At 46.6% G+C, this 25,552-nt stretch carries 23 protein-coding genes and 1 tRNA gene; 21 read left to right on the top strand and 3 right to left on the bottom strand.

All coding sequences use genetic code 11. From position 1 onward, the window contains the following. Positions 1-2: 2 nt before the first annotated feature. The 21 genes from AC1EK3_RS03445 (at position 3) to AC1EK3_RS03345 (ending at position 22,282) form a co-directional block, all read left to right on the top strand. Entirely contained in the window at positions 3-1,214 is a 1,212-nt protein-coding gene (locus tag AC1EK3_RS03445) for an FtsX-like permease family protein (RefSeq protein ID WP_480033529.1), read from the top strand. Positions 1,215-1,216: 2 nt separating this feature from the next. Further along, a complete protein-coding gene (locus AC1EK3_RS03440) occupies positions 1,217-1,975 on the top strand; it encodes an ABC transporter ATP-binding protein (protein WP_480033530.1) in 759 nt (252 codons plus the stop codon). A 257-nt stretch (positions 1,976-2,232) separates the two neighbouring features. Then, positions 2,233-2,859, top strand: a complete 627-nt coding sequence (gene rpsD / locus AC1EK3_RS03435; protein ID WP_004105277.1) for a 30S ribosomal protein S4 — start codon at positions 2,233-2,235, stop codon at positions 2,857-2,859. 141 nt (positions 2,860-3,000) lie between these two features. After that, a complete protein-coding gene (locus tag AC1EK3_RS03430) occupies positions 3,001-3,675 on the top strand; it encodes a histidine phosphatase family protein (protein ID WP_119526963.1) in 675 nt (224 codons plus the stop codon). A gap of 147 nt (positions 3,676-3,822) precedes the next feature. After that, entirely contained in the window at positions 3,823-4,269 is a 447-nt protein-coding gene (locus AC1EK3_RS03425) for a DUF948 domain-containing protein (protein WP_119526961.1), read from the top strand. Next, a complete protein-coding gene (locus AC1EK3_RS03420; RefSeq protein WP_119526959.1) occupies positions 4,269-4,514 on the top strand; it encodes a hypothetical protein in 246 nt (81 codons plus the stop codon). Before AC1EK3_RS03425 ends, AC1EK3_RS03420 begins: the two co-directional genes overlap by 1 nt. A gap of 206 nt (positions 4,515-4,720) precedes the next feature. Next, the gene (gene alaS, locus AC1EK3_RS03415) at positions 4,721-7,405 is read left to right on the top strand and encodes an alanine--tRNA ligase (protein WP_419398953.1); all 2,685 of its coding nucleotides are present in this window, start codon (positions 4,721-4,723) and stop codon (positions 7,403-7,405) included. A gap of 55 nt (positions 7,406-7,460) precedes the next feature. Next, positions 7,461-7,925 carry a Holliday junction resolvase RuvX gene (gene ruvX / locus AC1EK3_RS03410; RefSeq protein ID WP_480033531.1) on the top strand — a complete coding sequence of 155 codons (465 nt, stop codon included), beginning with the start codon at positions 7,461-7,463 and terminating at the stop codon, positions 7,923-7,925. 45 nt (positions 7,926-7,970) lie between these two features. Beyond that, on the top strand, positions 7,971-9,152 hold the full coding sequence (gene mltG, locus AC1EK3_RS03405) for an endolytic transglycosylase MltG (protein ID WP_480033532.1): 1,182 nt from the start codon (positions 7,971-7,973) through the stop codon (positions 9,150-9,152). A gap of 169 nt (positions 9,153-9,321) precedes the next feature. Beyond that, on the top strand, positions 9,322-9,738 hold the full coding sequence (locus tag AC1EK3_RS03400; protein WP_480033533.1) for a peptidase A24: 417 nt from the start codon (positions 9,322-9,324) through the stop codon (positions 9,736-9,738). 49 nt (positions 9,739-9,787) lie between these two features. Beyond that, positions 9,788-10,975 (top strand): chorismate synthase, encoded by a 1,188-nt coding sequence (gene aroC, locus AC1EK3_RS03395; protein WP_480033534.1) that lies wholly within the window; start codon positions 9,788-9,790, stop codon positions 10,973-10,975. Beyond that, the gene (locus AC1EK3_RS03390) at positions 10,972-12,657 is read left to right on the top strand and encodes a bifunctional shikimate kinase/3-dehydroquinate synthase (RefSeq protein ID WP_480033535.1); all 1,686 of its coding nucleotides are present in this window, start codon (positions 10,972-10,974) and stop codon (positions 12,655-12,657) included. Before aroC ends, AC1EK3_RS03390 begins: the two co-directional genes overlap by 4 nt. Before the next feature lie 19 nt (positions 12,658-12,676). Further along, a complete protein-coding gene (gene aroQ, locus AC1EK3_RS03385) occupies positions 12,677-13,132 on the top strand; it encodes a type II 3-dehydroquinate dehydratase (RefSeq protein ID WP_076002657.1) in 456 nt (151 codons plus the stop codon). 62 nt (positions 13,133-13,194) lie between these two features. Beyond that, the gene (locus AC1EK3_RS03380; RefSeq protein WP_119526943.1) at positions 13,195-14,877 is read left to right on the top strand and encodes a CTP synthase; all 1,683 of its coding nucleotides are present in this window, start codon (positions 13,195-13,197) and stop codon (positions 14,875-14,877) included. A 486-nt stretch (positions 14,878-15,363) separates the two neighbouring features. Further along, on the top strand, positions 15,364-16,818 hold the full coding sequence (gene sufB, locus AC1EK3_RS03375; RefSeq protein WP_463323329.1) for a Fe-S cluster assembly protein SufB: 1,455 nt from the start codon (positions 15,364-15,366) through the stop codon (positions 16,816-16,818). After that, entirely contained in the window at positions 16,818-18,065 is a 1,248-nt protein-coding gene (gene sufD / locus AC1EK3_RS03370; protein ID WP_480033536.1) for a Fe-S cluster assembly protein SufD, read from the top strand. The genes sufB and sufD overlap by 1 nt, the downstream gene beginning before the upstream one ends. Positions 18,066-18,074: 9 nt before the next feature. Beyond that, the gene (gene sufC / locus AC1EK3_RS03365) at positions 18,075-18,851 is read left to right on the top strand and encodes a Fe-S cluster assembly ATPase SufC (protein ID WP_004110671.1); all 777 of its coding nucleotides are present in this window, start codon (positions 18,075-18,077) and stop codon (positions 18,849-18,851) included. 66 nt (positions 18,852-18,917) lie between these two features. Next, entirely contained in the window at positions 18,918-20,258 is a 1,341-nt protein-coding gene (locus AC1EK3_RS03360) for a SufS family cysteine desulfurase (protein ID WP_480033642.1), read from the top strand. 39 nt (positions 20,259-20,297) lie between these two features. After that, positions 20,298-21,023, top strand: coding sequence for a Fe-S cluster assembly sulfur transfer protein SufU (gene sufU, locus AC1EK3_RS03355; protein WP_480033537.1), 726 nt, complete (start codon positions 20,298-20,300; stop codon positions 21,021-21,023). A gap of 35 nt (positions 21,024-21,058) precedes the next feature. After that, positions 21,059-21,574, top strand: a complete 516-nt coding sequence (locus tag AC1EK3_RS03350; protein ID WP_480033538.1) for a metal-sulfur cluster assembly factor — start codon at positions 21,059-21,061, stop codon at positions 21,572-21,574. 63 nt (positions 21,575-21,637) lie between these two features. Then, a complete protein-coding gene (locus AC1EK3_RS03345; RefSeq protein WP_480033539.1) occupies positions 21,638-22,282 on the top strand; it encodes an HAD family hydrolase in 645 nt (214 codons plus the stop codon). A gap of 69 nt (positions 22,283-22,351) precedes the next feature. Here the strand turns inward: AC1EK3_RS03345 and AC1EK3_RS03340 are convergent, their stop codons facing one another. The 3 genes from AC1EK3_RS03340 to AC1EK3_RS03330 all read right to left on the bottom strand — a co-directional run bounded on the left by AC1EK3_RS03340 (position 22,352) and on the right by AC1EK3_RS03330 (position 25,410). Continuing rightward, entirely contained in the window at positions 22,352-23,050 is a 699-nt protein-coding gene (locus AC1EK3_RS03340) for a DUF4125 family protein (protein WP_480033540.1), read from the bottom strand. Next, positions 23,050-25,125, bottom strand: a complete 2,076-nt coding sequence (locus AC1EK3_RS03335) for a DUF4037 domain-containing protein (RefSeq protein WP_480033541.1) — start codon at positions 25,123-25,125, stop codon at positions 23,050-23,052. Before AC1EK3_RS03335 ends, AC1EK3_RS03340 begins: the two co-directional genes overlap by 1 nt. 211 nt (positions 25,126-25,336) lie before the next feature. Next, positions 25,337-25,410 (bottom strand) — tRNA-Pro (locus tag AC1EK3_RS03330). Positions 25,411-25,552: the final 142 nt, after the last annotated feature.

Raw genomic sequence — 25,552 nt, 5'->3', positions numbered from 1 at the left:
TTATGCGCACTATTACGCTAAAGCGATTGCCGCTGGAAAATCTTAAACGCAAGCCATTGCGCACTGCTGCACTTATTGTTGTATCTGCGTGCTTGTCTGCGATATTTTTCGGCGGCTCGCTGATTTCTATGAATCTTGAACGCGGCTTGAACAGTATGCGAGAACGCATGGGAGCCGATATTATGGTTATCCCTCAAGGTACGCATACTAAAGCAGAAGCGCTGCTTACAAACAGTGGTTCAAGCACTTTTTATTTCACTAACGATATTGAGAATTTAGTAAGACGCTCTCCGGGTGTGCAAAAGGCGAGTGCACAAACGTATATTTCTTCGCTTTCTGCAGGATGTTGCGCTGAAAAATTGCAAATTATTGGTTTTGATCCCGATTCTGATTTTGTTATAGGTCCTTGGATTTATTCTCAGCATAAGCAGAAGTTACAAAAAGGCGAGATGATTGCTGGCGCAAATGTAATCGTGTCTTATATGAATACTGTTCGTCTTTTTGGACACCAATGGCCTGTAGCTGCGCAGCTTGCAAAAACCGGCACAAGCATTGATAATTCAGTGTTTGTGCGACGCGAAAGTGTGCCGCAAGTAGTTGAGTATTCAACGAAAGTGCATCACACAGCTATTCCAAAGGAATATGCCAAAAAAGCAGTTTCTGCAGTTCTTGTAAAAGTACAAAAAGGTTACAGCGCGAAAGAAGTTGCAAAAAATATCCGCAAAACAACCGGTCTTTCAAGCATTGGCATAGTTTTTCCGGGCGGAATTACAGCAACTACGCAAGCTAATCTTGGTGTTTTTACTCGCACGTTGACTGTTATAATTGCTGCGTGCTGGCTAGTTGGATTGCTAGTTTTAGTTGCAGTGTTTTCAACATCTGTAAACGAGCGTAAAAAAGAATTTGCTTCTCTTCGCATACTTGGCACAACAAGAAATATGCTTTTAGGTGTTGTAGTTAGAGAATCTACGATACTTGGCTTAGTTGGCGGAGTATTGGGTGTTGCGTCTGCAAGTCTTATATTGTTCCCTTACAGTTCTCTTATTTCTGAACAATTGCAGCTTCCGTATTTGGAAGTGACTGCTCTACCAGTAGCAGTGCTTATGTTAGCGTCTGTGCTACTTGCGCTTGTTGCAGTTGTTGTAGCTTCAGCGCTTACTACATTGCGTATTGCTATGCGTGAAACGTATTTGACACTTAGGTCAGGTGAGTAAGTATGGAAGATAAGAGTCAAAAACTTCCAAGTAATGAGTTTGATATTTTACCTGTTGTTGAACTTACTCGTGTAACTCGCGAATTTATGCGCAGAAAGCACAAATTTTTTGCAGTAAATAACGTGAGTTTTGCGCTAAATAGCGGCGATTTTGTGGCAATCGTTGGAAAGTCAGGTAACGGAAAATCTACTTTACTAAATTTGATTGCTGGGTTATTGAAGCCAACGCATGGAAGTGTAAAAGTTTGCGGCGAAGAGATTTCTGAACGCACTTTTAGTGATGCCAAGATGTCTCGTTTGCGCGCATGTGATATAGGTTTTGTGACGCAATCGCAGACGCTTTTGCAAAATCTTACTGTGCATGACAACATACTTTTACCTGTGCAAATTGCAGCTAGTGCTTGTGAAGTAAGTAAGTCTGGAATAAGTAAGTCTGAAGTAAGCGAAGATTTAAACGAGACTCGCGCGTTAGAACTTTGCAAGCAATTGCATATTGAAGATTTACTGTGGTGCTACCCAAATGAGCTTTCGGGTGGTGAAATGCGTCGCGTAATGATTGTGCGTGCGCTAATAAACAATCCGAAGCTTCTTATTCTTGACGAGCCTACTGGCGATTTGGATTTAGAGCATACTCGCATAGTGGTGAAAATGTTGCGCGATGCTGCAAAAAATGGTGTGGCAGTGCTCATGGTAACTCACGATGTTGAGGCTGCTCGCTGTGCGGATCGCACATACACAATGGATGCTGGCTCCCTTCGCTAATTTATTCTTACGGGTGTGTAGAATCAGAAACGATGCCTATTTTGTGTAAGCATCATCTGGAGCCTTAGCCCATCAGTGGGTCGGCGCGCGGTAGTTATGGCGTTATTTCAACGTTTTAATACTTGCGCGTTCGTGTGTTAGCACGAAGAAGCACTGGAGAGGCCGGCTCAGCGTGAGTAATTTTTAGGCGATTTTGCAATCGACTAAAAACTTGGTTCACGTTCCGTTCAGATAACGACAGAATTAAAGGATTAGTTATGACTAATATTCAGCGTTCTCGCCGTCAGGTGCGTCTTTCTCGCGCCCTCGGCATCGCTTTGACCCCAAAGGCTCAGCGTATCTTCGAGAAGCGTCCATATGCTCCAGGTGAGCACGGTCGCACTCGTCGTCGCACCGAGTCCGATTACGCAGTACGTCTTCGCGAGAAGCAGCGTCTTCGCGCTCAGTACGGCATCTCTGAGAAGCAGCTTCGTGCTGCTTACGAGAAGGGTACGCACACTGCAGGCCAGACCGGTGACGCAATGCTCACCGATTTGGAAACTCGTCTTGATGCTTTGGTTTTGCGCGCAGGCTTTGCTCGCACCACCGCCCAGGCTCGTCAGTTTGTTGTACATCGTCATATTTTGGTTGATGGCAATCTTGTCGATCGCCCATCTTACCGTGTGAAGCCAGGCCAGACCATTCAGGTTCGTGCCAAGAGCCAGACCATGGTTCCATTCCAGATGGCTGCAGAAGGCGTTCATCGCGACGTTTTGCCAGCAGTTCCTGGTTACCTCGATGTGAATCTTGCCTCTTTGAAGGCTACTTTGACTCGTAAGCCGGAAGTCGATCAGATTCCAGTTGAAGTCAACATTCAGTACGTCGTCGAATACTACGCTCGTTAATTCGCCGATTTAATTCTTAAGGACATACCGCTTGACCCCTGCTATGCGATTGCGTGGCAGGGGTCAATGCGTTTTTGTCGATTTCATCGGTTGGTTTGGTGTTTTCGACAGTTATGTACCGCTTAGTGCAATAATGGAGCTATGTTGCTGCATCTTTATTTAGTGCGTCACGGACAGACGCTATTTAATCGCTATAATCGATTGCAAGGCTGGTCAAATTCTCCGCTTACTGAAAAAGGTTTGAAAGATGCGGACACGGCTGCAAAAAAGCTAGAAAATATTGCTTTTGCTGCAGCTTACTGTTCGGATACTACTCGTGCGCAAATCACAGCACAACGTATTCTCGATGCAAATGAAGCTGCCGGTAATGTGCGCCCGACGCTTATAAGCGACATGCATTTTCGCGAGCAATGCTACGGCTATTTTGAAGGTCAAGATATGCAAATGGCTTGGTGGGCTGCAGGAGCGCCTCACGGAGCTCACACTTATAACGAAATCGTTGAAAAATTTGGGCTTGCGGCAACACGAGACATGCTTAAAGAAGCGGATCCTTTCCACGATGCCGAATCAGATATCGAATATTGGACTCGCGTAGAAGAGGGTTTTGCGTTAATTGCTTCAAATTCTTCGCTTAACGATGGAGATAATGTTTTGCAAATTTCGCATGGCAACACTTTGCTAAGTCTTATGCACCGTTTTGCGCCTGCAGGTTACGATTTAAGTGAACGCCCTCAAAACGGAAGCGTAACAAGACTTGATTTTGACACTACCAAACCTATTGATAATGCCATTACTATTCGAGGCTATAACGAGTAGATTCTACTGTTTAACTTTGTTATATGCGTCTTTACCGTTCGTTAATCTTAAGTCATTGCGAAGGGTTTTAATACGTAGTTTGATTTGCTGTTGTATGGCTTTTGATACTGCGAAATCTTAGGCAAAATGGTATAGAAAGAGGTTACGATGAGCGTTGGAGACATAGCCGCTCTTATTGCTGCGATTGCGTTTGCCGTGCTTTCTGGCTTTTTGATTTATCCGTTAATCAGATTAGGCAGATTGTTTGATCAGATTGCGAAAACAATTAAAGAGTCGGGTGAGCATGCGATGCCGGCAATCGATGAGTCTGTTACAACTATTAAGCAAGTTAATAAGACTCTTGACGACGTAAACGCTGTTTCAGGAGCTACTCGCACAACCGTTACAAATATTAGTGCTCTAACAGATTTGTATGGTGCTTTCCTTGGAAAACCGATCGTAAAAATTGCAGCTGCCGGTTACGCTCTAAAAGATACTGTTTCTTCTTTCTTCAATAAGCCGACTGTGCCAACAGACAAGAATAGTGCCAATCGTAACGCTTCAAAAGAATCCTCTGACAAGAATGCAACTAAGAATGCAAGCAGGGGGGAGTAATGTTCAAGCGTTTATTTTGGATGTTTGTTGGCATTGTAATTGGTGTTCTTACAGTTACGAAGGCTCGTGCATATGTTAAAGCAAAAATGCCGTCTTCTGCTAGTCGTTTTATATTTGATGAGGAACCGAAAAATATCACATTGCGCACAGTAATGGGATTGTTTAAAGATTTCAATACTAGCCGTAAAGAGCATGAAGCTGAGCTTAATTCTCGTTATGCTAATCGTAGAAATAAGGAATTTTAAATAAAAAACGAGTTTTTCATAATTTCGTTACTTTGCTAAGTTTAGTTAAGTTAAGTATTGAAGTACTATATTGAATGTTTGCATGATTGCGTCGTGCGTCATGCGGCACGATTTCGTGTGAGCGTTGCATGTGGCTTTTGTTTGTGACGGTTATTTGTGACGGTTTGCGTGGGTCTTGCTAAAAATTACACAAGGAGTTCGTACGTATGCGCACAGCAGAAATTGCAAAGCGTTATCTTGACTATTTTGCCAAGAATGGTCATATGGTTGTTCCTTCGGCTTCTCTTATTTCGCCGAACCCAACAACATTGTTTACTATTGCCGGCATGGTGCCGTTTATTCCTTACTTGCTTGGTGAGCAGACGCCTCCTTCGCGTCGTATGGCTTCGAATCAGAAGTGCGTTCGCACTCTAGATATTGACGAAGTTGGTAAGACTACTCGTCACGGCACTTTCTTCCAGATGGTTGGCAACTTCTCGTTTGGCGATTATTTTAAGGAAGAAGCTATTCACTACGCTTGGGAGCTTTTGACAACTCCTCAAGATAAGGGCGGCTACGGTTTTGACCCTGAAAAGCTTTGGGTTACTACTTATACTGACGATGATGAAGCCCGCGCAATTTGGAAGAACGAAGGCTTCGACCCAGAGCATATGCAAGTTTTCGGTATGGAAGATAACTTCTGGACTACCGGCGGCCCTGGTCCTGGCGGTCCATGCTCCGAAATCTACGTTGATCGCGGTCCTAAGTATGGTCGCGATGGAGGTCCGGCTGCTGACGAATCTCGCTTTATTGAGATTTGGGATTTGGTTTTCGAAAATTACCAGGTAGATAACGTCAAATCTAAGACTGATTTGCATATTGCTGGCGAACTCGATCAAAAGAATATTGATACTGGCGCTGGTTTGGAGCGTTTGGCTTACCTTATGCAAGGTAAGGAAAATATTTACGAAACTGACGAAGTTTATCCAGTTATTGAAGCTGCAGAAAAGCTTAGCGGCGTAAAGTACGGCGATAATAATGATGCTGACGTGCGTTTCCGCGTTGTAGCAGATCACGTGCGTTCCGCTTTGATGATTATGAGCGATGGCGTGCGCCCAAGTAATGTTGGCCGCGGTTACGTGCTTCGTCGTCTTCTTCGCAGAACTGTTCGCGCAATGCGCATGCTCGGTGTGCAAGATCCAGTTTTGCCAACGCTGTTCCCAGTTTCTAAGGCTGCTATGGAACCAAGCTATCCAGAGCTTAACGATACTTTCCACGAGGTTAGCGAAGCAGCTTACGGTGAAGAGGATGCTTTCCGTCGCACTCTTGAAAAGGGCACAACTATTCTCGACTTGGCTGTTGAAAAAGCTAAGAAAGAGCACAAGGACGACCCTATGGTTGGCGGCGCAGACGCGTTTACTTTGCACGATACTTACGGCTTCCCAATTGAGCTTACTCTTGAGATGGCAGCCGAGCAGGGTGTTAAGGTGGACGAAACTAAGTTCCGCGAGCTTATGAGCGAGCAGAAAGGTCGCGCTCGAGCTGACGCTTTGAAGAAGCGTCACAATGTGGACGTTAGCGTTTACGACGATATTAAGAAGGCACTCGAAAAGCCAATCGACTTCCTCGGTTACACTGACTTCTCAAGTCGTTCAAACGTTTTGGCAATTGTTGAAGCAGGCAAGGGTTCTGTTAAAAGCGTTACTGCTCCTGCAAATGTTGAGGTTATTCTCGATCGCACGCCATTCTATGCTGAGCGCGGCGGTCAGATTGCAGATCAAGGTGAGATTATTTCCGACGACGGCGCAATTTTGGAAGTCGACGATGTTCAGCGTCCAATCAAGGATTTGATTGTTCACAGCTGCCGACTTACTGAAGGTACCTTGAGCGTTGGTGCTCCAGTGAACACGAATATTGATCAGGTTCGCAGGGCTGCGTTGGCTCGTTCTCACACCGCTACTCACACTCTTCACAAGGCTTTGCGCGAAGAGCTTGGTCCACAGGCAACTCAGCGCGGTTCTGTAGTTGATCCAGATCGTTTGCGCTTCGACTTCCAGTGGCCAAAGGCTGTCGATAAGGATGCGCTTTCTCGCGTTGAAGCTCGCGTAAATGAGCGTATTCGCGACGATTTGCAGGTAGTTCCTAAGGAAATGCCAATCGACGACGCTTTTAAGCTTGGAGCAATGCACTTGTTCGGCGAAAAGTACGGCGATGTTGTGCGCGTTGTTGAAATCGGCGACGGTTGGAGCCGTGAGCTTTGCGGCGGTACTCATGCTAAGAGCACTGGAAAGATTGGTATGGTAACTATTCTTTCCGAGTCTTCTATTGGCTCTGGTGTACGCAGAATCGACGCTCTTTGCGGTGAAGCTGCGTACGAGTATGGCGCTCGTGAACACACTTTGGTTGCGCAATTAGCGGATATGGTTAACGCGCGTCCAGACGAGTTAGCTGAACGTTTGGAATCTTTGCTTAACAAGATGAAGGATTCTGATCGTAAGCTTGCATCTGTTTACGAAGCTCAATTAAATGAAGCTGTACCAACATTAGTTGATGAAGCAAAGAATAGTAGCGAAAAAGTTAAGTTGGCTCTTAAGAATGTTGGCAACTTTGGCTCATTTGATGCTTTGCGTAAGACAGTTCTAGATATTCGCGCTCGTTTAGGTGAAGATGCTCCAGTGGTTGTTGCACTTGCTGGTGTTAATGAGGACGATCGACCAATGATCGCAGTCGCTACAAACGAAGCTGCTCGCGGTCTTGGTGCTAAGGCTGGCGACTTGGTGCGTACTGCTTCCAAGGTGCTTGGCGGCGGCGGTGGCGGCAAGCCAGACTTCGCTCAGGGCGGTGGTACAGACGCTTCTAAGCTTGATGAAGCTCTTGAAGCTGCGAAATCAGAAGTAGCTAAGCTCGCCTAGTGCGTGTCTTACAGCTTAAAAAATTTACGAATCTATACCAAAAGCAACACGAAACATGGTGTGGTTAGGTATTGATTTAGGTGATGCAAGGGTCGGACTTGCACTTTCCGACCCTGATCTCACCTTTGCTCATCCTATTGGTAATGTGCAAGTGTTTGGAGATTCCTTCCGTGCTATAGATGAAGTGCTTGAAGTTATTGAAGATAACAATGTAGAAAAAGTTGTTATAGGCTTGCCTTTGCAACTCGATGGCACTGAAGGAAAATCTGCTAAAAAAGCTCTGCGCTGGGGGAAGAATCTAATAAAGCGCATGCAAATATTGCATGACGAAAAAGATTGGGCGTTGGATTATATGCCAGAAGTAGTTTGGAAAGATGAGCGTTTGACAACAGTAAGTGCTCATCGCCAGCTTTTGCAAGCGGATCTTTCTACTAAAAAGCATCGCCCAATGGTAGATCAGCAGTCTGCAGTGTTGATTTTGCAGTCTGCTCTCGATTCAAAATATGCGCAACAAAACTAGTAAAAGTAAATAAACAAAAGTTAGAAAGTAGAAAAGGAGTGTCAAATGTCTGACAGTTTTGATGAGTTCTTTGACAATCATGCACAATGGACTGATCACGATGATTCTCCTTCTTCATCTGATTCTAACGGTTCAAATTCGTCAGGAAAATCTCGCAAACAAGCAAAAGCACGTCTTGCTGCAAAGAAACGTAAACGTCGAGCAAAAGCAGTTTTAGCTATATTGATTGTGTTCGTGCTATGTGTTGTTGGTTACGTTGGATACAGTGCTGTGCGTGCGTGGCGCTTGTCTCAGAACAGTGAAGCTGTTGCAGATTGGCCAGGTCCTGGTTATGGATCTGTTGAGTTTACAGTCGATACTGGCGAAGGCGCTATTACAGTTGCTGAAAAACTAGTGAAAGCGAATGTTGTTAAATCACAAGCTGCATTCACTTCAGCTGTTTCTGCAAATAATAAAATTTTGTATCCTGGCGTTTACTCACTGAAAAAACATATGGCTGCTATTGATGTAGTTGATATTCTTTCAGATCAAACAAAAGCAGGCGGATTCCTTGATGTTCGTGCAGGGGATCATGCAGCAGACGTTTTGCAAAAAGCTTCAACATTATCTGGAATAAGTTTAGATAAATTCAAGTCTGCGTTAGCTGATGGTGCCGCAGGAATTCTGCCTGCCGAAGCAAACGGTAGCGTTGAAGGCTGGCTAGAGCCTGGAGTTTATAACGTAAAAGCTATGAAAAGTGCGGATGCTATTCTTTCAGCAATGGTAAAAAAGCGTATTGAAAAACTTGATTCTCTTGGAATTCCTAAAGGTAAAGATAGAGAAAAAGCCTTAATTATGGCGTCTATTGCCGAAGCTGAAGTGAATAATCGCGAATATTATGGCAAAGTTATTCGCGTAATACTGAACCGTTTGGCAAAAGATATGCCGTTAGGAATGGATTCTACTGTTGGTTACGGCGCAGGAGTAAAACCTATTAAACTCACGCAAGCAATGCTTGACGATGCAAATAATCCGTATAATACACGTATTCATAAGGGTTTGACCCCTACGCCTATTGGCATTGCTGGAGACAGAGCGTTGCTTGCAACCATTAAGCCTCAAGATGGTCCTTGGCTTTACTTCGTCACCACGAATTTGAAGACTGGTGAAACGAAGTTTGCGGATAACAAAGACGACTTTTTGAAATACCGCGACGAGTACAAGCGCAACAATCCTGAAGGCAACTAAATTATTAAATAATATAGCTTTTAACCACATAGATGTTTTGGGGTTGTAACAGTTTTGCAAGTTTTCGTAATCTGCTTTAATGAAGCAATTAATTATTACGATAATATCGGCGCTACCAACGCTCACATGTTTAATTTCAGTTTGCGCAACAGACATAAAAAGTCGCGTAGTGCCAAGACTTTGGATTGTTATTGCAGGAATTTTTCAATCTTTTGCGAATCTTATATATTCGATTATTTTATTTAGAAATATTAGCGTGCTTATTTTCGGCTGGATTTCTTGCGTAATTATTTTTGTAATTTACTGGAGTATGCGAAAAATTTCCGCAAAAAATGCTATTGGCTTCGGAGATGTTACGAGCGCGTCAATGATTGCGCAAGCCTTGGTATTATTTGGCTTTGACTGCTTAATTTACTGGTTCGCTTTAGTTGGAGCAGTTGGCTTACTTTGGCTTTTGCTATGGGAAATTTACTGCAAAATCTGCTCGCCAACCAACGCATCAATACCATTCGTGCCAGTAGAAGCAATATCTGCAATACTCGCAGCATTGCTGTCAATAACAACCCGCTCAATACTTGGTAGTTAGTAAAGTAGAGTATTTAGACGCGTAAATTACTTGAGAATGGAGAAATGGCATGCTTAGATGGCAAACGGCAGGGGAGTCGCACGGTGAAGCGTTAGTAGCCATGATTGAAGGTTTGCCGGCTGGCGTGCACATTACTAGCAACGATGTAGTTTCTGCACTTGCTCGCCGTCGCCTTGGTTATGGTCGTGGCGCGCGTATGAAGTTTGAGCAGGACAAAGTTAGACTGCTTACTGGAGTTCGCCACGGAGTAACGCTTGGTTCTCCGATTGCTGTAGAAATCGCGAATACAGAGTGGCCAAAGTGGACCGAAGTAATGAGTGCAGATCCTTTGGATCACGAGGTTGAGCAAGTTGGCAGAAATGCTCCTTTGAGCCGCCCTCGTCCAGGGCATGCGGATTTAACTGGCATGCGCAAGTACGGTTTTAATGATGCTCGCGAAGTTTTGGAGCGTTCGAGTGCTAGGGAAACAGCTTCTCGTGTGGCTTTGGGTGCTATTGCTGATGCGTTTTTACAGCAGGCTTTGGGTGTGCGCACTGTTGCGCATGTTATCGGCATCGGCGGCGTATATGCCAACAAAAGTTTAGCCTTACCAACGCCTGACGATGTTGCCGCTCTGGATGCTTCTCCAGTTCGCACTCTCGACAAAGATGCTGAAGCTAAAATGATGGCTCGCATCGACGAAGCAAAAGCAAATGCAGATACGCTCGGTGGAGTAGTGGAAGTGCTTGCTTACGGCATGCCTGCAGGAGTTGGCACATACGTTGAGTCGGATCGTCGATTGGATGCGGCTCTCGCGAGCGCGATTATGGGAATTCAGGCTATTAAAGGCGTGGAAATTGGCGACGGTTTTGCAGAAGCAGATCGCCCCGGATCGGCTGCGCACGACGAAATGGTAACAGACGAAAACGGGAAAATTAAGCGTCTTACTAATCGAGCTGGAGGAATTGAAGGTGGAATGTCGAACGGCGAAATTATTCGCGTGCGCGCTGCGATGAAGCCAATTCCGTCTATTCCACGCGCTTTGCGCACAGTGGATGTGCTTACTGGCGAAGCTGCTCAAGCTATTAATCAGCGCTCCGATTTCACTGCTGTGCCAGCTGCTTCTGTAGTTGCAGAAGCGATGGTAAGGCTTACTTTAGCTAAGTATGCTTTGGAAAAATTCGGCGGAGATTCTTTGCAAGAAACGCGCCGAAATGTGGAGTCTTACGTAGTTTCCTGGCCGGAGAATATGAAATGAGCAGCAGCACTAAACTTCCGCTAGCTGTTATTATTGGCATGCCTGCTGCTGGAAAAACGCGTGTTGGCCGCGAAGTTGCGCATCTTATGAATCTGCCTTTTTATGATACAGATGACATGATCGAGTGCGATATTGATATGTCAATACCGCAATATTTCGAGGAATATGGCCAGGATGCTTTTCGTGAAATAGAAGCTCGCATAGTGCGAGAGGCAATTTTAGGAGATACACCTGCAGAAGATTCTACAAAGGGAATAGTTTCGCTTGGTGGCGGTGCGCCTATGCGTGAAGAAACTCAAAAAGTTTTGCGTGAGTATATGCGCTGTGGCGGTCGCGTTGTGTATTTGCAAGCAAATGCTAAAGAGGCTATTGAGCGCGCAAGCTGGAATAATAATCGTCCTATGTTTTCTGGAGAAGATGCGCAAAAGCGTTGGATGGAATTATTTGAGCAGAGAGATCCTGTTTTTAGGGCGGTATCGAATATCCACATGCAAACAAAAGGTTCGACTCCGTATATGGCTGCAGAAAAATTAAGGAGCATGATTATGCAACGTATTGTGCACGTAACAGGTGAAGGAATTGAACCATACGATGTGCGAATTGGCGACGGTGCAATGCAACTTCTGCCGCAAATGCTTGGAACTAAGCCGGTTAAAGTGGCGTTAGTTCACACGCAACCTGTTCAGCGTCATAGCGACAAAGCTCGAACTATTTTGCGCCAATCTGGTTACGAAGTTTTCGACATGCTAATTCCGGATGCAGAAGCTGGAAAAACTATTAAAGTTGCAAGCGGATTGTGGGCTAACTTGGCAGAAGCTGGTTTTACTCGTTCGGATGCAATTGTTGGTTTAGGCGGGGGAGCAGCAACGGATGTCGCTGGCTTTGTTGCTGCAACTTGGATGCGTGGAATTCGCTATGTAAACTGCCCTACTTCGCTTCTTGCGATGGTTGACGCGTCTACGGGCGGTAAAACTGGTATTAATACTGATGCTGGAAAGAATCTAGTCGGCAGCTTTTACACTCCAGCTGGCGTTTTAGCAGATACTTCTACGCTTGCAACTCTTCCAAACGATATTCTTATTGAAGGCTTGGGTGAGGTTGCAAAATCTGGTTTTATTCGTGACGGCGAAATTTTGAAGATTCTTAGCGATGCCAATAATGCGAGGCTTTTGCGTGAATTTAATGGAGATGATTTAGAAAATAATAACGAACTTCACGAACTGCTCGTGGAGCTTATTGAACGCACAGTTAAAGTAAAGGCGTATCACGTATCGAGCGATTTAAAAGAGCAGGGTTTGCGCGAGTTTTTGAACTACGGGCATACGCTTGGTCACGCGATTGAGCAGATTGAGCATTTCCGCTGGCGTCATGGAAACGCTGTTGCCGTCGGCATGGTTTTTGCGGCGGAACTTGCGCAAATTTTAGGATATTTGGATGCGGGAGACGTTGCGTATCATCGTTCGCTTTTGGATTCGCTTGGATTGCCAACTTCGTGGCAGTGTGCAAAAGATGCGGATGCTGCTTTTGAGTGCGTGCTTAACCTTATGCATCGCGACAAAAAAGCGCGCGGCAACATGCTACGTTTCGTAATTTTGGATGGTATTTCGAATCCTATGCATTTAGACAATCCGCCTATTGAAGCTGTTCGTGAAGCTTTTGAGCGCGTTTATAAGCAAAATTAATTAATCTTGCGAGGTAAAAATGGAAAATCAGCATACAAAAAAAGTGCTTGTTGTAAACGGACCGAATTTAGGTCGTTTAGGCGTGCGTCAGCCGGACGTGTACGGTAGTGAGAACTTTGAAACTTTGCGCGAGAAATGCGAAAAGTGGGGTGCGGAACTTGGGTTTGAAGTAGAAGTGCGACAAAGTGACGACGAAGCGCAAATGGTTCACTGGATGCACGAAGCTGCCGATACTCATACGCCTGTTGTTATGAATCCTGCCGCTTTTACGCACTACAGTTACGCGCTCGCGGACGCGGCTCACATGGTTTTGGATGCTGGAGTTCCACTAATGGAAGTGCATATTTCTAATCCTGCTGCGCGCGATGCTTTTCGTAAAATTAGCGTAATTAGTCCTGTTGCAACCGGCACTATTACAGGCATGGGATTGTACGGCTATAAGCTTGCTTTAGAAGCCGTTGCGCATCTTGTTTGATTTTGTTCGATTTTTTGCGAATCAACACCCAGCGTCGAGGCTCGAAGATACTATGGAGTTCCATGGTTAGAAGACAACATGGTAACTCTCAGGAGCATATTACAAAGCATATTTTTGTCACAGGTGGCGTAGTTTCGTCCCTCGGAAAAGGCCTTACAGCATCATCTTTAGGCCGACTTTTGCGCAGTCGCGGATTGCATGTATTACAACAAAAACTCGATCCTTATATCAACGTTGACCCGGGTACAATGAACCCATTCCAGCATGGCGAAGTCTATGTTACGGAAGATGGAGCAGAAACAGATCTCGATATTGGTCATTACGAGCGATTCCTCGATGTTTTCTTAAGCCAGAAGGCGAATGTTACGACTGGTCAGATTTATCAATCTGTGCTTCGTAAGGAGCGCGCTGGCGAATATTTGGGTCAGTGCGTGCAGGTTATTCCGCATATTACTGGCGAAATCAAGTCGCGTATGCGCGCGCAAGCTTCCGACGATGTAGACGTTATTATTACGGAAATCGGCGGAACGGTTGGCGATATTGAGTCCCAGCCATTTTTGGAGGCTGCTCGCGAAGTTCGTCGCGATTTAGGTCCTGAAAACTGCATGTTTGTGCACGTTTCTTTGGTGCCTTATATTGCTGCAGCTCACGAATTGAAGACTAAGCCAACTCAGCATTCTGTTATGATGCTTCGCTCTCTTGGTATTTCTCCAGATGCGCTTGTCTTGCGTTCGGATCGTCCGCTTAATCAAGGCATTAAAGACAAGATTTCGCTTATGTGCGATGTCGATGCTGAAGGCGTTGTGAACTGCGTCGACGCTCCAAGCATTTACGATGTGCCGAAGATTTTGTTCAACGAGGGCTTGGATGCTTACGTTGTGCGCGAACTTGAGCTTCCATTCCACGATGTTGATTGGAACGAGTGGGAAGATTTGCTTGAGCGCGTGCATCATCCAAAGCATGAGTTGAACATTGCAATCGTCGGTAAGTATATTGATTTGCCAGATGCATACCTTTCCGTTACAGAGGCTATTAAGGCTGGTGGTTTTGCAAACTGGGCTAAGGTAAACGTGCGCTGGGTTGCTGCTGACAAGTGCGAAACTCAAGAAGGTGCTGCCGCGGCTCTTGACCAAATGGACGGCATGGTTATTCCAGGCGGTTTTGGCATTCGCGGTATTGAAGGTAAGATTGGCGCTTTGCGTTACGCTCGCGAGCACGGTTTGCCAACGCTTGGTCTTTGCCTTGGCTTGCAATCTGTGGTTATTGAGTACGCTCGCCACGTTCTCGGTCTTGAGGATGCTAATTCCACTGAGTTCGAGAAGGATTGTGGCGATCCAGTAATCGCAACTATGGAAGAGCAGAAGGATATTGTGGCCGGTAAGGGAGATATGGGTCACACAATGCGACTTGGCTCTTACCCTGCAACGCTTGAAGAAGGTTCTATTGTTGCTGAGCTTTATGGCACTACGCATGTTACTGAGCGTCACCGTCACCGTTATGAAGTGAACGTGGCGTATAAGGATCGTTTGCGTGAAGCCGGCTTGCGTATTAGCGGTCAAAGCCCAGATGGTAATTTGACTGAGTTTGTGGAGCTTCCAAAGGAAGTTCACCCATTCTACGTAGCAACTCAAGCTCATCCAGAGTTTAAGTCTCGCCCAACTAAGCCTCATCCACTATTTGCTGGCTTGGTTGCGGCTGCTCTTGAGCATCAAGAGGATGCTCAAAATAGCAAAGAAGATAAGTAGACTTAAGTAGGGCTTAAGTAGGGCTTAAGTAAGGCTTAAGTAAGGCTTAAGTGGGACTTAAGTAAGAATTAAGTAAATAGAAATAAGCGGTAAGACTTGGTTTTCCTAAGTTTTGCCGCTTTTTAATTCGTAAACAACTTTTTCTTGACACTCGCGTAAAGTTTCTGCCGTTTATGTTTTATTAGATTGTGATAAACATTACGTTTTGTGCGTAACACGGCTATACCAAGAAATCGCATTACGCGGTAACCTTAGATAGGTGATAATTGAGTGGGGAGAGTGCGAAAGTAGCGCTTTGGGGAGCAGCTTTTGCCAATTGATACGTACCGCGCGCAGGTGTGCGTTAAGTATGGAGGTGTAACAGGCTTTATGAGCGATAGCAATATGAGCGATACTAGCAATATGAATGATACTGGCGTTACTGGCGATTCAAGCGTTGCAGCAAGTGATGGCAATCCCGCAAAAAATAAAGCTGCAGACGTTGAAATGAGCCAGTATGTGGCAGATCGCGCTCGCGTAAACGAAGAGAAAATCCGTCAAGACGAGCAGATTGTTGCTGAATTTGGCGATTACAATTACGGTTGGCATGATTCGGATGCTGCAGGCGAGGCTGCGAAGAAGGGTATTGACGAGTCGGTTGTGCGCGCAATTTCTGCTGACAAGCACGAGCCGGAATGGATGCTAAATCTTCGTTTGCAAGGTTACCGCGCGTTTTTGCAAAAGCCGATGCCGGATTGGGGCGTGGATTTAAGCGGTTTTGACGCGGATGATTTTAAATACTACGTGCGTCCGGTTCACGATCAAGCGAAAACTTGGGACGATTTGCCGGATGATATTCGCAAAACTTACGACAGGCTCGGCATTCCGGAAGCTGAGAAAAAGCGCTTAGTTTCAGGCGTTGCAGCACAGTACGAGTCGGAAGTTATTTACAATTCGATTCGAGAAGACTTGGCTGCGCAAGGCGTGATTTTTGTTGATACGGATACAGCAGTGCAAAAGTATCCGGAGCTTGTAAAAAAGTATTTTGCAACTGTGATTCCAGTTGACGACAACAAGTTTGCGGCTCTTAACACAGCGGCTTGGAGTGGCGGCTCGTTCGTGTACGTTCCAAAAGGCGTGCACGTGGATATTCCGCTTCAGGCTTACTTTAGAATTAATACGCCGAACATGGGTCAGTTTGAGCGCACGTTGATTATTGCAGACGAAGGCTCGTACGTGCATTATGTTGAGGGTTGCACGGCTCCAATTTATTCCACGGATTCTCTTCACGCTGCGAACGTTGAAATTGTTGTGGAAAAGCATGCTCGCGTGCGATACACAACCGTTCAAAACTGGTCAAATAACGTGTATAACTTGGTAACTCAGCGAGCTTATGTGCGCGAAGGTGGCACAATGGAGTGGGTTGACGGCAACATCGGCTCCAAAGCAACTATGAAGTATCCTGCTTGCATTCTTGCTGAGCCGTACGCAAAAGCAGAAACCATGTCTTTGAGCTTTGCTGGACGCGGTCAGTATCAAGATACGGGTGCGAAGATGATTCACTTAGCTCCGCACACGAGTTCAACGATTGTTGCTAAGTCGATTTCGCGCGGCGGTGGGCGTTCTGCTTACCGCGGTCTTGTGAAGATTATTAAGGGTGCGAAGGGCTCGAGTTCGTCTGTTGTGTGCGATGCTTTGCTTGTTGACGATTTTTCGAGGTCGGATACTTATCCGCATGTTGACGTGCGTGAAGACGACGTTTCGATGGCTCACGAGGCCACTGTTTCCAAGGTTTCGGAGGATCAGCTTTTCTATTTGATGAGCCGTGGACTTGAAGAAAAAGAGGCTATGGGCATGATTGTGCGCGGCTTCGTAGAGCCGATTAGTCGCGAGCTGCCGATGGAGTACGCGCTTGAGCTTAATCGCTTAGTTGAGTTGCAAATGGAAGGATCCGTGGGCTGATGAGCGAAGATTTAAATAAGAATTTAGGCAATAAAATGACGGAAAAAGAAATTACTATTCCTGTAGCAGATCCTAATGATCCTTACGCGGTTCCTGCAGCAATGCCTTCTAGTGCAGACAAATCCGTGCGCTCGTTCAACGTGGAAGATTTTGCGATTCCAACGCGTAAGCAGGAAGATTGGCGATACACTCCAGTTGAGCGAATTTCCGAGTTTTTCGAGCGTTTCGAGCCTTCTAATAGCATTCAAGTAACGCTTGAAGGCGTTGGCGGAGTCGCTTTGGATGATTCTTACGTTGGAAGCGACGGTTCCGTAAGTTTGCAAGTAAAGTCGCAAAACGAGGCTCCTCATACCGATATGAAGCCGTCTGATCGCGTAGCTGCAGTCGCGTGGAACGCGGCGAAACAAGCGCACGTGCTTCACGTATCTGGCGAAATCAAAAAGCCAATCGTGCTGAAAATTCAGGGCGATAATGTTAATGCGCTTGACGCACTGCACTTAGTAATCGAAGCGGACCCACGCTCGAACGCGGATATTATTATCGAACATACCGGTTGCGCGAAACTTGCTGAAGGTGTGGAAATTATCCTCGGAAAACACGCGCACGTTTCTACTACCTTTATTCAAGAGTGGGATTCGGGCAGCAAGCACGTTGGAAATCAGCGTATTCACGTTGGTGAGGGAGCTTCGCTTCGCCACACGATGGTCACTCTTGGCGGAGATGTTGTGCGAATTCGCATGGATCAGGATTTTGGCGGCGAACAGGGCGATTTGAACATGCTCGGCATGTATTTTGTGGATCCGGGCGAGCATGTTGAGCACCGCACGATGGTTGTGCACAATTATCCGGAATGCAAGTCCAGAGTCGTGTATAAGGGCGCTTTGGAAGGAAAGGGTGCGCATTCAACTTGGGTTGGAAACGCGCTTATTAAGCCGGAAGCTCCTGGCACAGATTCGTACGAGTTGAACCGTAATTTAGTGCTCACTCCTGGAGCAATCGCTGATTCCGAGCCGAATTTGGAAATTGAAAACGGCAATATTATTGGTGCCGGTCACGCAAGTTCAGTCGGTAGATTTGACGACGAAGAGCTTTTCTACTTGCAATCGCGCGGAATTAGTGAGATTGAAGCCAGAAAGCTTGTTGTGCGCGGATTCTTTAACGAGCTGATTGAAGAAATTGGCGTTCCGGAAATTGTTGATCACTTAATGAAGGCTATTGAGCGCCGTCTTGCAAGAACAGAAAAATAGGAGAAAAACATGTCAACTTTGGAAATTAAGGATTTGTACGCTTCTGTAGAAACAAAAGAAGGTCGCAAGCAAATCTTAAAAGGCGTAAATCTTACAGTTAATTCTGGCGAAACGCACGCAATTATGGGCCCTAACGGATCTGGAAAGTCTACTCTTGCCTACACTTTGGCAGGGCATCCAAAGTATGAAGTCGATTCGGGTCAAGTTCTTCTCGACGGCGAAGATATTTTGAAAATGACTCCTGACGAGCGCGCAAAAGCCGGACTGTTCCTCGCAATGCAATACCCAGTAGAGGTACCGGGCGTATCTATGACCAACTTCCTTCGCACCGCAAAAACTGAAGTCGAAGGTAAAGCTCCATCTTTAAGAAGCTGGGTGAAAGAACTTAGCGAGGCTATGAAAAAGCTTCGAATGGATCCGAAATTTGCGTCGCGTTCTGTAAACGAAGGATTCTCCGGCGGCGAAAAGAAGCGCGCAGAAGTTTTGCAACTAGAGCTTTTGAAACCAAAGTTTGCGATTTTGGACGAAACTGATTCTGGTTTGGATGTTGACGCTCTTCGAATCGTGTCGGAAGGTGTGAATCGCGCCAAAGAAAACACCGGTTTGGGCATTATGATGGTCACGCATTACACGCGAATCCTCAAGTATATTAAGCCGGATATTGTGCATGTTTTTGCGCAAGGTCACTTTGTAAAGACTGCAGGACCGGAGCTTGCGGATGAGCTGGAAGAAGAAGGCTACGACAAGTATTTGCCGGAAGGTGCAACCGAGTCTGCGCTGGCTTAAGCGCGGCTATAAAGTAATAGTTTTAAATAGCGGTTTAATATGACTACAGTGACTACAGAAAATATTATGCGAGAATTTAGCGATTTGCGCTCGCAGTTTCCGATTTTAAGTCGCACAGTTCATGGCACTTCGCTTCACGATACTGTGCACGGAAAACCATTGATTTACTTGGATTCTGCAGCTACTTCGCAAAAACCGCAAGTTGTAATCGACGCTGAAAAAGAGTTTTATGAAACAATTAACGCTGGTGTGCACAGGGGAGCGCACGAGTTGGCTGCACTTTCGACGGTTGCGTTTGAACAAGCGCGCGTGAAAGTTGCGTTGCTTGTTGGAGCGTGTGCAGATGCTGGCAGCGAGGAAATTGTTGTTACTCCGGGAGCTACAGGCGCGCTTAATCTTCTCGCAACTGCTATTGGTAACGCTAGTGCGAAGGCAAGAATTTGCAAAAAAGACAGCGCTGATTTGGCTGATTCTGCAGATTTCCGCAAAAATTTTGCGCTTCAAGAAGGCGACGTAATAGTCGTATCTCGCGCGGATCACCATTCTGTTTTGCTTCCATTCCAGGAGCTGGCTCTTCGCACGGGAGCGGAGCTTCGCTGGATTGATGTAACAGAAGACGGACGCGTGCGCACGGACGCGGATTATTTGCGAACAATTATTGACGAACGCACGAAAATAGTTGCAGTTACGCATATTAGCAACGTTACTGGCGCTATTACGGACGTTTCGTCGATTTGCAAGCGTGCTCACGAAGTCGGCGCGATTTTTGTGCTCGACGCATGCCAGTCAGTGCCGCATATTCCGGTTGATTTTCACGCGTTAAACGTTGATTTTGCAGCCTTTAGTGCGCATAAAATGTATGGTCCTACGGGAGTTGGATTCTTGTATGGTCGCCGCGAGCTTTTGAACGCGCTTCCGCCTGCCAATTTCGGCGGTTCAATGGTGGAACTTGCATGGCTTAACAAGCCGGCGCAATACATGGATGCGCCTTACCGCTTTGAGGCTGGAACTCAGCCTGTTGCGCAAATGGTTGCGGCTGGAGTTGCAGCGGATTGGTTGCGTGCGGTGGGCATGAATAAAGTTGCAGAGCATGAGCAGAAAATTGCTGCAGAATTGCTAAAATTACAGGATGTTCCAGGCGTGCGCGTTTTGGGTCCGACTGATTTAGATAATCGAATTGGCACAGTTGCTTTTGAGGTTGAGGGCGTGCATCCGCACGATGTTGGACAGTTTTTGGACGCGCAGGGCATTGCGATTCGTGTTGGGCATCATTGTGCTCAGCCGATTCACCGTCATTTTGGCGTGTACGCTTCGAATCGCGCTTCTGTTGGCGTTTACAATACGATTGACGAGGCTCGTGCGCTTGTTGAAGCAGTCTCACACGTTCGCGCCTACTTTGGCGCATAATATTATTAGCGAGCAAGTTAGAGTTGGTAAGGAGTGCGTATGTTTGATATGGGTTTTGGTACAGATGCAGGTTTTGGTGTAGGTGCTGGCGATATGGCTGGTGACGGCTTAGAAAGCATGTACCAAGAAGTAATTTTGGATGCTGCGCGAAATCCGCATGGCAAAACTCATTTTGAAAGCACGGATGCGCTCGCAAAAGCGGAACTGCAGGAAGAATCTCAAGAATCTACTGAATCTGCTGAAAATACAGAAAATACAGAATCTCAAGAATCTGCCGAAAATACAGAATCTGCCGAAATCACCCTAAATAATACTCACGAAAGTTGCGCTGTAGCATCTGGCGAAAACTCTGCTTTAGGCCAATCGCACCAATTCAACCCAACTTGCGGCGACGAAGTAACAATGCGCGTGGAGATTTCAAATAACGCGGACCTAAAAAACCCAATAATTTCAAGCGTTAAGTGGGATGGTCACGGCTGCTCAATCTCGCAAGCAAGCCTTTCGATGATGGTTGATTTAGTCGAAGGAAAATCGGTTGACGAAGCATTGCGATTAGACGCGCTTTTCCACAAGCTTATGGAATCTCGAGGCGAAGGTCTTAAAAACGAAGAGGACGAAGATGCGCTGGAAGACGCAATGGTTTTGCAAGGCGTATCGCGCTACCCAATGCGAATTAAGTGCGCGCTTTTAGCGTGGGAAGGCTTAAAAGACAGCATTGCAAAAGCTTCGCAAAACTTGAATCCGCAAATTCTTGGCAGCTTGTAAAATCGAAATCTGGTACAAGCAAAGCAAGGAATATTATGGCAGAAAATGAATCGGCAATCGATGCGCAATCGGCAGTTGAGGTGGCGGCGTCGGCACCTTTAAGTGCGAACGATATTGGAAGGGTTACCGAAGAAGATATTAAGGAAGCGCTTCACGATGTTGTCGATCCGGAATTAGGCATTGATGTTGTTGATTTAGGTCTTGTTTACGGCATTGAGATTGACGAGCTAGGTCGCGCGATTATTACAATGACGCTTACAACTCCGGCTTGCCCACTTACGGATTTGATTGAGGACGAGTGTGCGAATGCGCTCGCAGGCTTGGTGGAAGAGTTTCGCATCGATTGGACGTGGAAGCCGCGCTGGAGCGTTGAAAACATTAATGAGGACGGCCGTGCGCAGCTTGAGGCGCTTGGTTACAATCTCAACAGTTTGCAGGCGAACTTTGCGGCTGGAATGTATGGTTCTGGCGTAGTTGGTGGCGCTGGTTTGATGGGCGCTGATGATATGAGCGCTGGTGATATGAGCGCTGGCATTCCGCCAACCGCGTGACTTGAATCATATTAACGGTTGTTTTAGTGTTCTTCTTAATATCGGCATAAACAAGTGGGAATTATGTGCGCTGAAATAAAAGCAGTTAGTGCAAGCGGAATTTGTGATATTCGCGATATAAATATTGTTCGCGAAAATAGTATCCGCGAGTATGCTTCGCGCGGAATTTCCGACGTTGTTTTTGACTTGCATTTGCTGGTGGATTGGGATGCGCGCCGCACGTTGGCTGCAGATTATCCGGATTTTATTGGGGAAGTGCTTTTTAGTTTCGAGCCGGAATGGGGATTTGAGTTTCACGAGTCTTTGCGCGAGGCTGGGTGGAGTATTGAGCGCGCGCTTGAATCGTTTAGCGAGCATCACGGGCCTGCGGTTACGTGGCTGTATCGCTTGTATTTTGAGCGTTTCGAGCGCGGTTTTGCAGGCGAGCGTGTGGATGCTTGCGGTCAGGCGCGCGAGTTGATTGCGAACGGTGTGCGCGTGTGGGCGCTTGGTAACGCTCCTTGCGATTGGCTAAACTTAGCGCGCAAAACTTGCCCAATACTCGGCGAGCTTAACGGCGTTTGCGCATCTTATGAATCGCATTTGCGCAAACCCGACGTAATGCTTTACCGCGCGTTTTTGCAACAAACTGGTCTTTCCGCTGCTTCCACGCTTTTTCTCGAAGGTGACTCTCGCGCCGCTTCTGCAGCGTCGCTGCTCTATTCTTAAGCTGCATCCTTAATCTGCGTGCGTGCGCGACGACCTGCTTTCGCGCTCAGAGTGTAGCGCTCAAGCGCCTTATTGCGCGCTCTCAGCAGCTTCGAGCGAATCGTATCCATACATGCGCACAGTATTCGCGATTATTATTTGCGTAAGATTTAGATTTTCCGCGCGCAAATTATTTACAAAATGCTGGTATTTTGCGAAAGTTGCGTCAGAATACGTGCTTAATTCGCCTCGCAAATACGTTTCAAAAGACGTATTTTCTGCTGTATCTTCGCTAGTTTTAAGCACGCGCATCGCAAGACCTAAATGCGGGTAGCGCTCGCGAAAATCCGCAGCCCACTCAACTTGCGTTAAAATAATCTGCTCCTGCGAACTTTTTCTAGGCTCTAAAATCGGCTTAATATAAGGCTTGATCGTGCGCTCAAAAATTTCCGGCGCAGTAGACTCCATCATTCGCGCATACTTTTCCGTAATCAAATTGCGGCCATCGCTATTCGCGCGCTCAAGATCCTGCTTATAAGACTCCTGCAAATCGAGCGGCCACGCCAAAAACTGACTCATGCGCATAATGCGAAAAGTTGGCCAGTTTCCCTGGCAATTCGCGCGTCCGCCTTCGTTTTGCGTAAGCTGGAACTGATCCCACTCGAGTTTAGTGATTTCTTCCGCAAGATTTTCTTCTTCCGCAAGCTTTTCTGATTTTTGATTTTGCGCTTCCAAATTTTGCGCTTCCACAAGTTTTTGCGCTTCCGGATTTGCTGATAAATCGCACATCATAAGCTCCTTAAGCACGCAGCGCGCGAATTAATATGCGCTTCAACATACGGCCGCTGCCATTCCAAAAAAGTTTCGCCGCAATCGCTTAAGCCCTCGTATTGCAACTCGCGCACAATATCCTCGCAAATACTGTCAATTATTTGCGTAACTTGCTTTTGCGCAATTCCCGCGCCCTTTCCGCCTTCGCCAAAACCGTCACCGCCTGAACCGTCGCCGCCAAAGCAAGCAGCGGAAGAAAGTCGCATTACTGACTCAAGTTTTCCACACACTTCCGGAAGCCTAGAAGCCATGCGATTGCTTAGTTTTCGCAATGCCGCAAACTGCCACTTGTAGTACGGCAAGTAGCCTGCAGTTACGGGATTGTTGAGCAGAAAAACAATGGAAGCGGTTGCGCGCACGAATTCGTTTATAGAAAGCCACGCGGCGGATGCGTCTTTGCGTGCTAGCATTCGTGGAACATTGTATTGACCTGCTTGAGCCATCATGCCAAGTCTGCGCGAGATTAGTGAGATTCGCACATCGTCCGGCATGAGCTTGAAGCTTTGGCGCGCCTTTGAGAACTCTCCAAGAGGATCTGCGAAAATTTTGCCGTTCGTCGCTGCTGCAAGCGTTGACTCGCTTAGCGATAGCCATAAGTGCGGCTCGTTTTGGCTTGGAGCAGTGGGGAAGCCGGTTAGATTTTCGAAAAATTCGCTTATGCTGAACACTCCGACTCGCTTGCTACTTTCGCATGATTTTGCGCGCGGTGTTTCGTTGCGAGAGTCAAAACCGGCGTATTTTCGCGGAAGTGCGTCGTAAGCGTCTTGCAAATCCGCGCCAATTTCCGCGTAATCTTCGTCGGTAAGCCACAAGCAGAAGCCGGGTCCAAAATCGTGGTCGCGCGAAATCTCGTCGTCAAAACCGTAACATTCCGATCCGTGTCCAACTAATCCTGCAGCTATGCGGTTCTTGTATTTCGCAAATTTTGGCTGATCAAGTAACGGCTTTCCGTAAGTTTGCCAATATGATTGCGCTAATTGCATGCCGGTTTTTATGTTATGGTTTGCTGCGTTTTGATTTGCTGCGTTATGGGTTGCTGCGTTCTGGGTTGCTGCGTGTGAGTTCGTTGAGTGTTGTTCTGTTATATCTTGGTTTGCTGATTCTTGAATTTTTGTAGATTCTTTCGTAACTTTTTCTGCCAACTCGCTCGTCTGCTGCAAATTTTGCGTCGTAATCGCGTAAGATTCGCTATCTTTTCCGTAGCATCTCGCAATCAAATCAAGTGCCTTACTGTAACTTTCCTCAGCCTGAGCGTACTCGCCGCGCGCGCACTGCACTTGCGCAAAACCAGCCAAAGCAGAAGCGTAATGCGGCTGATTTTCGTTATTTCCTGCGATGTACATGCGAACGCTGATCGAAGCGTGTTCAAAAGCGGATTCAAGAGTTGCGGATTTGCTGTTTGTGCTGGTGTTGGGATGTGAGCAATCCTGTGAACACTCTTTTGAGAACTCCTGCGAGCACTCCTGCAACATCGCAAGCGCAAGATTCGTGTGCGTAGCGGCAATATCGATGTCGCGCTCAGGATCCGTGCTCGTATTTTGCAAAATTTCAAGCGCCTGATTGAGCTCCTCAATTGCATTACTCGTGCGACCGGTTTCGCTGTAAAGCATCGAAAGATTGTTGTGAAGCGCGGCAAGCTTGCGGTTTTTAGCGCCGAGCGTTTCGGCGGATTCGTTAAGAGCTTGAGTGTAAATTTTTTCGGCGCGATCGTAGCTGCCTGCCGCGCGAAGGCTTGTGGCGGCGTTAATTAGCGTAGTTGTGCCGCCTTCGGTGCTTGCTAAATCCATCTTTTTTGCCAAATCTAACGCCTTATCAATGATTGGCTGATTTTTTGCGTGCTCTCCGCGTGAACGGTAAAAGCCCATGAGTTCGTTGAGAATTGAAAGCTGCAGGGGATGGTCTTCTTCGTTTGCTGCGTTTGCTGTCTGCGCTTCGGCAAGTTTTCGCAAAAGGTACGATTCAATCGTGTCTGCACTTGCGTGATTTGCGAACATTTCGTCAAGCTCGCTATAAAATTGCGCAGCGTTCTCCATCAAAGCCCCCTTGCTATTGCGCTCGTCCAATCAATCGACTTCAACTTTACAGCCATGTAAAGAAACTGTCGTTTTTGCGCCAAATAGCGGCAGAAACTTTACAGCGTTGTAAATAAAAGGTCGTTTGCGTGCGAAATAGCGGCATAAACTTTACAGCAGTGTATAGGGAATGTCGAAATTGCGTGGGGGGGGGGATTCTGGAAATCAAAAGTCGGGCTGGCGGGATTTGAACCCGCGGCCTCTTCGTCCCGAACGAAGCGCGCTACCAAACTGCGCTACAGCCCGATGCTGAAACTCGCGAAAGCATATGCGCATAAAAGTTCCAACAACGTCCGTAATGTTACAGGTTGGCTAATACAAATTATTCTAAAGCGTGTGCAAGTTGCGCAAAGTAAGTCCCGCGCAAGCATATTGCGTACAAGCTGCG

The organism is Gardnerella sp. C0026F2, from assembly GCF_056590715.1.
The sequence above is the reverse complement of the archived record's forward strand: the minus strand, read 5'-3'. Positions and strand labels throughout refer to the sequence as shown.